We start from the raw sequence: 7,480 nt of genomic DNA, 5'->3' as shown, positions 1-7,480 counted from the left end.
TATATCATAGAATCTTAAGGAATAGACGTTACAAATTATGATTTATCCTTTTGTATGATAAAATTAAGAGTCTTCCTCATAGGGCAGTAAGAAGAGCATTTCATTTACCTCATTGTTTATCTCCAAAAAATTTTTCCATCCTAGTTATAAGAAGAGTATCTTGGATCTTTGGCAATGTAGGAACTGAAGAGTCAATATTTTTAACACAGAACTTTATGGGGAAGTTTGAGAGCCAGAATCAGAGTGAATGTGAATATGAATATCCGTTGATTTACACCTCTCGCAATCTTGAACAGAAGATGATTCTTCAAATTTCCATGTGTGTCCACATTTATCACAATGGAAAAAATCTACTTGATTAGCAATCCGAATCGCAAACCCCAATACTAAAGCTTTAGCAATCTTTCGATGGGCCTCTTCAAGATGTCTTGAAACTGAGGATTGTGAAATGCCCATTTCTTTACCAGCTTCTTCTTGTGACAAACCTTCCATATCAGATAAACGAATTGCTTCAAGCTCTTCAAGAGTAATAGATACAACACCAGCAATATCTTTTAAAGGAATTCCACGTGGTTTAAAATATGGATGTTCAGGATCACACTTAATAATTCTTGAACTTCTTGGACGTGGTATTTTTTTTCACTCCATTTCTAATAAACATTTATTTTTTGTTTTAGCTGTTTTTTAAACTTTTTAGATGCTAAAGGGGTCAATTTCGAATGCTATTTCAAGTATATAAAAAAAGGAGTGAGAGGTTATTTAATTTTATTGGTAAATTATTTTATCTTTAATCGCCATTGTAATCCAGATTCGCCGTTGAAATTGTTAATAATCGGACAATGCTTCCATACCTGTTCCATAAGCTCATCTACTTTTTCCTTTGGTGCTGAAGTTTTAAGTTCAACAATTGGCTCTAGTTTATCATACATTCCCTTATAGTTTGCATCATCAGTCCCAAAAATACCAGCTAAGTTTATATGACCTCGTGAGAAGACTTTAATATTATCAATAGGGACATCTAAAATATGACTCCAAAATTTAGTTACAGCACCAATGCAAGCTCCTATAGTAGCAAGAATCCCTAGGAGCGGCGAGGGACCGAGGTCGTTTCCTCCAAGCCCTGGAGGGGCATCAAAAATAGATTGAAAATCTTCTCCCATTTTAGCTAGGAAGCTTCCATCAGGTTGAGATTCTACAATGACATTGAAGTTTTTCTCCCCAATGGAAAGATCTGCTTTTACTGCTTCATAAGTTTCTTTAAATCCCATTATTATCACTTTAATATTCCATTTTGGTATTCTTTTATCCTATTTTGTATGAAAAGGGGCAAATTTTCTATTTTTTCATTCGAATTCTACCCTTAATATTTGAGTAAGGATAGTTGAATCCATATTTTATTTTTGCATATATATTCATAAAGTTTTTGAATAATGATGCAAAATAGCTTCATGAATTTGATAGAATTGGCATTTAGAATAAGAGGAGAAATTCCACGAACAACATGCACTGATTCCAATTTTCCGTGTTTTAAACAGCAAGATATCCCATTTTTAGAAATTGATATTGAGATACTAATTACTCTTCATGAGGCAGAGACCCTTCGTCTAGCTGACTTGGAGGGTTTGTTACAACGAAAAGTAGGAGAAATGATGAACATTTCAAAATCAATAATTTTCCAATACATTGAAGAAGCCTATCAGCAAACTATCAAAATTGTGGTTCATGGATTAGCATCCAATCAAATATTTTTTTTTCATTTGGATAAATCTGGGTACACATGGCCATTTCCTGATGATATTATTTGCGTTCAGAAGAGTGAAAATTGTGAATTTAATGGAGTTCATCCTAATTTTCATTTAAGAAGCGAATCAAATTCTGTTTTTAATATAAATTTTATATGAGGTGTTAAAATGAAAATTGGTTTACCATCGAATGGAGCTGATCTTTTACAACCTTTTTCTCACATATTTGGACGATGTTCATACTTTATAATTTATGATATAAAGGAACAAAAAGTAGATCAGGTTCTTCCTAATGCGGCTCAGAACGCTGCTGGAGGCGCTGGGATACAAGCAGCTCAATTAATGATTGACAATCATGTGAAAACAGTTATAGCTCCTCAAATAGGTCCAAAAGCATGGAATGTTTTAAATAATGCTGGAATAAAGGTTTATACAGGAATTGGTGGTTCAATTCAGCAGAATATCGATGCATTTCTAGATGAACAATTAACCGAGATAAACTCAGTCCAGGATTTTAATTCAGGTTTAGAACGTGGTATAGGCCATCGTATAAACCAAGGTCAGGGAAAAAGACAGAGGAATTTTTAGAAGATATAAATCGAGGTAAGGAAAAATGCGATTATGTATTCCTTCACAAGCAAAAGGTGGGCTAGATGATCAAGTCGGATACCATTTTGGACGGGTACCAAGTTATACTATATTTGATGACAGTAATAACGAGGTTGAAATTATTGAAAATTCCTCTACCCATCGAGGAGGAACTGAGCTGCCAGCAAGGCTTCTTCGTGAATATAATGTAGATATTATGATCTGTGGTGGAATTGGACATCGGGCAATTCAATTGTTTGAGCAATTTGGGATTGAAATTTATGTTGGAGCTCAGGGAACTGTTAAAGAGGCTATTGAACAATATAATACCCATAAGCTGAAAATAGCTACCGATAAAGAGGCTTGCCAACAACATAAATACCAAGGAGAAGGTACAGGACATGGAAATGAGCATCATAATTAGGGGGTAAATTTACGATTATTTGTGTGGCTTCTGGGAAAGGAGGGACTGGAAAAACTACAATCGCGGTAAATCTAGCCCTTTATCTAGCAGAAACAAATAAAGTAGCTTTATTTGACTTAGATGTTGAGGAACCTAATGATAACCTCTTTCTTCAGTGTTCAATGGTTCATTATTTACATGTGGATATTTTAAGACCTATGGTGAACACATCAGCTTGTACATATTGCGGACTTTGTGCTAACCTATGTGAATTTAATGCTCTAGCTGTTCTTCCTCAGCAAGTCATGATCTTTAGTGAATTATGCCATGGATGTGGATTATGTACATTAGCATGTCCTACTAATGCAATAACAGAGAAATCTCATAGATTGGGAACAATTGAAAAAAATAAAAACCATTTATCGAATATTTCTGAAAATTTAAGTTTCTATGAGGGCACCTTAAGAGTAGGAGAAGCTCTAGCTACTCCAATTATACGTGAAATGAAGAAAATTGCTTTCAAAGAAACCACTGATCACATAATCCTAGATTTACCACCTGGATCAGCATGTCCAGTCATTGAAGCACTTTCAGGAACTGATTTTGTTATTCTCGTGACAGAACCTACCCCTGCAGGGGAACATGATTTAAAAATTGCAATAGAAGTTGTAAAAAAGCTTAAAATTCCCTTTGGGATAGTTAATAATCGTTCTAATGTCGGAGATAATCGTATTATCCGATTGGTGGAAAAAAAGGGGTATAATTTATTATCAGAAATACCTCACGACAATGAAATTTTGTATTTATATTCTCATGGGCTTCCACTTATTGGATCAAGTAAGAAATTCGATTCAATTTTTGGGAAATTATGGAAACATATTTGGCAGGCAAGAGATTGACAAGAAGAGCGTTGAAACAAATTACGATTCTATCTGGGAAAGGAGGGACTGGAAAAACAACCATTGTTGCAGTACTCGCCCAATTATCATCTCCAATTTCATTGATGGCAGATTGTGATGTGGATGCACCAGATCTTCATTTATTACTAAATCCTAAAAATATTTCTTCAGAGCGATTTCTAAGTGGCAAATTAGCAATAAAAGATGGTTTTAAATGTGTCAATTGCGGAAAATGCGTTGAAGTTTGTCATTTTGATGCAATCACGACCGATTACGAAATTAATGCATTCAAATGTGAAGGTTGTGGTGCTTGTATTTGGATTTGTCCTACTAAGGCAATAAATATAGAAACAAAACTTTCAGGGATGATATATGAAGCTAAAACAAGATTTGGTCCCTTTATTCATGCACTTTTAGACATTGGTGCAGAGAATTCAGGAAAATTAGTAACTGAAGTGATTCAAAAGAGTCATATAAAAGCTAATCAACTTAATAAAGAACTCATAGTTGTTGATGGAAGTCCTGGTATTGGTTGTCCAGTAATTGCTGCTTTGAAAAATGCGACTCTAGTCATTATTGTGGTTGAACCGACAATAACTGCTATTCACGATATGAAAAGAACAATCGATCTTGTTCGGTTTTTTAATATACCTATAGCAGTTATTATTAACAAAGCAAGTATAAATAAAGAACAACGAAGTATTATTATTGAATTTTGCAGAAAAGAAGCTATCCCCATATTAGGGGAGATTCCTTACAATTTAGAAATCTACACTGCAATGGTCAATGGGAAAACTCTTTTAGAACAAAATATTGGCGAGTTGAAAACACCATTAAATGAGATGTGGATAAAAATTAAGGATCTGATACATTTGAAAGGAAAGTGAATAATTTCGTTCAAAGAATTCCTAAGAGAAAATGTGAGGCACAATGCTTATATTATGGATTATATCATTTAGTCTGTTAGGGAGTGTCGGAGCTATTTTCATAGCAGCGATCTTTTTACGAATTGGAGAACAGATTCAGGAAATCCTTGTACCCAGCTTAATTGCTTATGCTAGTGGAACTCTTCTCACTGTAGCCTTAATGGGCCTAATACCACACGCTATTGAACACACAGATTCCCATACGATTCTAATAACAGTATTAATGGGTATCATTCTATTTTTTATTCTCGAAAAAATTATTATCTGGCGACACTGTCATGAGACGGAGTGTAGAACTCATGGAACAGTGGCATCTATGATTCTCATCGGAGATGCTTTTCACAATGCTGCTGATGGTGTTATCATTGCGACAAGTTTCTTGGTTTCTATACCTATTGGTATTACTGCAGCTATTTCAGTAATCGCTCATGAAATCCCTCAAGAAGTTGGAGATTTTGCTATTTTACTTAATGCAGGTTATTCAAGAAAGAAAGCTTTATTGATGAATACTCTGTCTAGTTTGAGTACCTTACCAGTAGCAATCTTAGCTTACTATGGTTTGGTTATTATCAATGATGCTATTCCTTATGCTATGGCAATTGCAGCTGCGAGTTTTCTTTATATTTCTCTTACAGATCTATACCCAGAACTTCATCAAAGGGGGGGATTTTGGTATGAAATCAGACAATTCTTCTTTATGGTACTGGGAGTTGGAATGATGCTTTTTCTTTTACAATTCCACCATTAATAAGATTCTTAACATTCTATTACTTAATAGAAGATGTTGAACTATCTCTTTCTGATATAGAAAAAGAGGACATAATAACTCCAATGTATAAAGGATGTCAAATCAGTCCATAAATTCCATCATTTACTATTATTGTTGTATGGATGTATGATTTTCCCTTCGTAACTCTTCCTCGCTTTTTAAAAGCAATATTTGGATAGAAGGTTAGTATTAAGCTAAAAATACAAAGAGTCCAACCCAAATACTAAAAATCTTATTATAAATTTGACTTTAGGAGATAAAACCAGAAAAAAAGAAGCTAGTATATTCAAGACTCATTATTATGCTATTAGAAATTTCGATTAGGTTAAAATCTTTTTTGGTACCTCCTCGGTTGTATCAATTAGATCCCCCTTTTTAAATATCTCCAATTATGTAATTCTAATCTAATAAATGTATTTTTATTTAAATAAGGCAATTCAATACTTCGATTCAAGTGCTTTAACATAAGTAGTTGTTGCTTCATTTAATGGAACAGGAATATTGAATTTTTTTCCTAATTCGACGATTTTTCCATTTAAGAATTCTATTTCAGTTGGATTCCTGTTTTCAATGTCTACTAGCATTGAGGGTTTATGGTGTCCACCTTTGGATAAGTAGTTCATACATATATCATGAAAATCTGAACCAAATTGAATACCCATCGCTTCTGTTACTTTAATTCCTTCTTTAATAATTCCACTGGCAAGGTTATTTGTCTCTTCAAACTCCATGGCTTCTCGCATGGTTTGTCCAGTTATTGCACAAACAGGAGCAAGGGCAGCATTTAAAATCACTTTTTTCCACACTGCATGTTGGATATTTTCGTGAAATTCGGTTTTAAAATCTGATGAAGAGATTAATTGAGCAATACTGCGAGCTATATCATTTTTTTCTGGTAGTACTGCTCCTACATAATTTGGTGGATTAAAGAACGTCATATCAATGATACCAGGTTTAAGAATATTCCCAGCATAATTGATAACGTCTCTGAAAGATCTTCCAGCTCCGAACGTTTCAACAAGAATATCCTCATTTCCAGCTCCATTTTGGTGTATTACGACAAAAGTTTCTTCGGATATTACTTTTTTTAAATCTTGAACAACATTTTTAAGATAAGGCGTTTTAACACAGATAAAAATAAGATTTGCATCGATACTTTTCAATTCCAGTGTAGATGTCTTCAGATGATCTTCATCAAAGCGAATTTTCAAGTTTGATACCCCCATGATTTGAAGCCCATGATTACGGATGGCATTTATGTGATCTTTCCAGATATCAACAAGGGTAACTTCAATATTTTTTTGTGCTAAGAAAGCCCCAAGAATACCACCTGATGGACCTGCTCCTATAATTGCAACCTTATACTTTTCTAGACTCATAATTATCACATTTTCAACTAATAAGCTTGAATAAATTTCCTTTTCCCTGAAATTTTTTATAAGAAATCATCGATTCGTAAATCATCTAATCTCCATGACATATCAAGAATCGAATATATTACCTTAGATTCATGATTTAAATAAATATCGTGCAAAATTTATCTATGAATCAAATTCCACAGCGAATAATGCTGCACCTAATGCTACAAAAAATTGTGGAGAGGGAGGTACCAATACTATTTTACTTAGTTCTGCTTTAAAAATATCAATAATGACAGGATTATGAGCAACTACACCGCCGGTCAACACTACGTCATCATCAATTGTATCTATCTCAATAACCCGTTTGACAATTGAATGGTATGCCCCACGAATCATATTTTCTATTTTTGCTCCTTCTCTTATACGAGTTAAAATTTCTGTGCCTGCAAAAACAGTACAATAGCTACTTATATTTTCTGGATTCGATGAATTATTAGCTAGTCCATTTAGATCAGTAGATGATACTCTTAGCTTTAATGCTAGTTCTTCTAAAAATGTACCTGTACCCGCGGCACATTTTCTATTCATTTTAAAACTAGTCCGTTTTCCATCGCGTACTTTAATTATTTTGGTGTCTTGTCCACCAATATCGATGATTGTAAGTGCTTTATCTGGATAAATGTTATTTGCTGCCTTAGCTGAACAGCTAATTTCAGTGATTTTTGAAGGAATTATATGATCTAAAAGGAAATTTTTTCGTCCAAATCCTGTAGTAACAATTTTTTTGACATC

10 protein-coding genes are annotated in these 7,480 nt (G+C 33.9%); 6 read left to right on the top strand and 4 right to left on the bottom strand.

Features of this window, described 5'->3' with window-relative positions; genetic code table 11:
* Nucleotides 1-213: 213 nt before the first annotated feature.
* Both ACWVCY_RS00240 and ACWVCY_RS00235 read right to left on the bottom strand, forming a co-directional pair.
* Nucleotides 214-606 (bottom strand): DUF134 domain-containing protein, encoded by a 393-nt coding sequence (locus ACWVCY_RS00240; protein ID WP_455139267.1) that lies wholly within the window; start codon nt 604-606, stop codon nt 214-216.
* Nucleotides 607-776: 170 nt separating this feature from the next.
* Complete coding sequence (locus ACWVCY_RS00235; protein WP_455139265.1) at nt 777-1,268, bottom strand: OsmC family protein; 492 nt, start codon at nt 1,266-1,268, stop codon at nt 777-779.
* 162 nt (nt 1,269-1,430) lie between these two features.
* Here ACWVCY_RS00235 and ACWVCY_RS00230 point away from each other — a divergent pair, with 162 nt between their 5' ends.
* The 6 genes from ACWVCY_RS00230 to ACWVCY_RS00205 are packed head-to-tail and all read left to right on the top strand — an operon-like array spanning nt 1,431 to nt 5,306.
* The gene (locus tag ACWVCY_RS00230; RefSeq protein ID WP_455139263.1) at nt 1,431-1,901 is read left to right on the top strand and encodes a DUF134 domain-containing protein; all 471 of its coding nucleotides are present in this window, start codon (nt 1,431-1,433) and stop codon (nt 1,899-1,901) included.
* 9 nt (nt 1,902-1,910) lie between these two features.
* Nucleotides 1,911-2,330 carry a NifB/NifX family molybdenum-iron cluster-binding protein gene (locus tag ACWVCY_RS00225; RefSeq protein ID WP_455139261.1) on the top strand — a complete coding sequence of 140 codons (420 nt, stop codon included), beginning with the start codon at nt 1,911-1,913 and terminating at the stop codon, nt 2,328-2,330.
* 25 nt (nt 2,331-2,355) lie between these two features.
* Nucleotides 2,356-2,754, top strand: coding sequence for a NifB/NifX family molybdenum-iron cluster-binding protein (locus ACWVCY_RS00220; RefSeq protein ID WP_455139259.1), 399 nt, complete (start codon nt 2,356-2,358; stop codon nt 2,752-2,754).
* A 23-nt stretch (nt 2,755-2,777) separates the two neighbouring features.
* Nucleotides 2,778-3,632, top strand: a complete 855-nt coding sequence (locus ACWVCY_RS00215; protein WP_455139257.1) for a P-loop NTPase — start codon at nt 2,778-2,780, stop codon at nt 3,630-3,632.
* Nucleotides 3,602-4,519: an ATP-binding protein gene (locus ACWVCY_RS00210; RefSeq protein WP_455139255.1), complete on the top strand. Its 918-nt coding sequence runs from the start codon at nt 3,602-3,604 to the stop codon at nt 4,517-4,519. Before ACWVCY_RS00215 ends, ACWVCY_RS00210 begins: the two co-directional genes overlap by 31 nt.
* Nucleotides 4,520-4,562: 43 nt before the next feature.
* Nucleotides 4,563-5,306 (top strand): ZIP family metal transporter, encoded by a 744-nt coding sequence (locus tag ACWVCY_RS00205; RefSeq protein ID WP_455139253.1) that lies wholly within the window; start codon nt 4,563-4,565, stop codon nt 5,304-5,306.
* Nucleotides 5,307-5,764: 458 nt separating this feature from the next.
* Here the strand turns inward: ACWVCY_RS00205 and ACWVCY_RS00200 are convergent, their stop codons facing one another.
* Nucleotides 5,765-6,706, bottom strand: a complete 942-nt coding sequence (locus ACWVCY_RS00200; RefSeq protein ID WP_455139251.1) for a ketopantoate reductase family protein — start codon at nt 6,704-6,706, stop codon at nt 5,765-5,767.
* Nucleotides 6,707-6,868: 162 nt separating this feature from the next.
* Nucleotides 6,869-7,480, bottom strand: a 612-nt coding sequence (locus ACWVCY_RS00195) for an acyl-CoA dehydratase activase (protein ID WP_455139249.1), incomplete at its 5' end; no start/stop codon positions are given.

The organism is Candidatus Hodarchaeum mangrovi, assembly GCF_975850365.1.
Note: the sequence above shows the minus strand (reverse complement) of the source record. Positions and strands in the feature narration are given on the sequence as shown.

Bases quoted from the DNA above. Each gene is read 5' to 3' on its own strand.
- ACWVCY_RS00200 (WP_455139251.1), bottom strand. From the start codon at position 6,706: ATGAGTCTAGAAAAGTATAAGGTTGCAATTATAGGAGCAGGTCCATCA.
- ACWVCY_RS00210 (WP_455139255.1), top strand. From the start codon at position 3,602: ATGGAAACATATTTGGCAGGCAAGAGATTGACAAGAAGAGCGTTGAAA.
- ACWVCY_RS00225 (WP_455139261.1), top strand. From the start codon at position 1,911: ATGAAAATTGGTTTACCATCGAATGGAGCTGATCTTTTACAACCTTTT.
- ACWVCY_RS00235 (WP_455139265.1), bottom strand. From the start codon at position 1,268: ATGGGATTTAAAGAAACTTATGAAGCAGTAAAAGCAGATCTTTCCATT.
- ACWVCY_RS00230 (WP_455139263.1), top strand. From the start codon at position 1,431: ATGATGCAAAATAGCTTCATGAATTTGATAGAATTGGCATTTAGAATA.
- ACWVCY_RS00205 (WP_455139253.1), top strand. From the start codon at position 4,563: ATGCTTATATTATGGATTATATCATTTAGTCTGTTAGGGAGTGTCGGA.
- ACWVCY_RS00220 (WP_455139259.1), top strand. From the start codon at position 2,356: ATGCGATTATGTATTCCTTCACAAGCAAAAGGTGGGCTAGATGATCAA.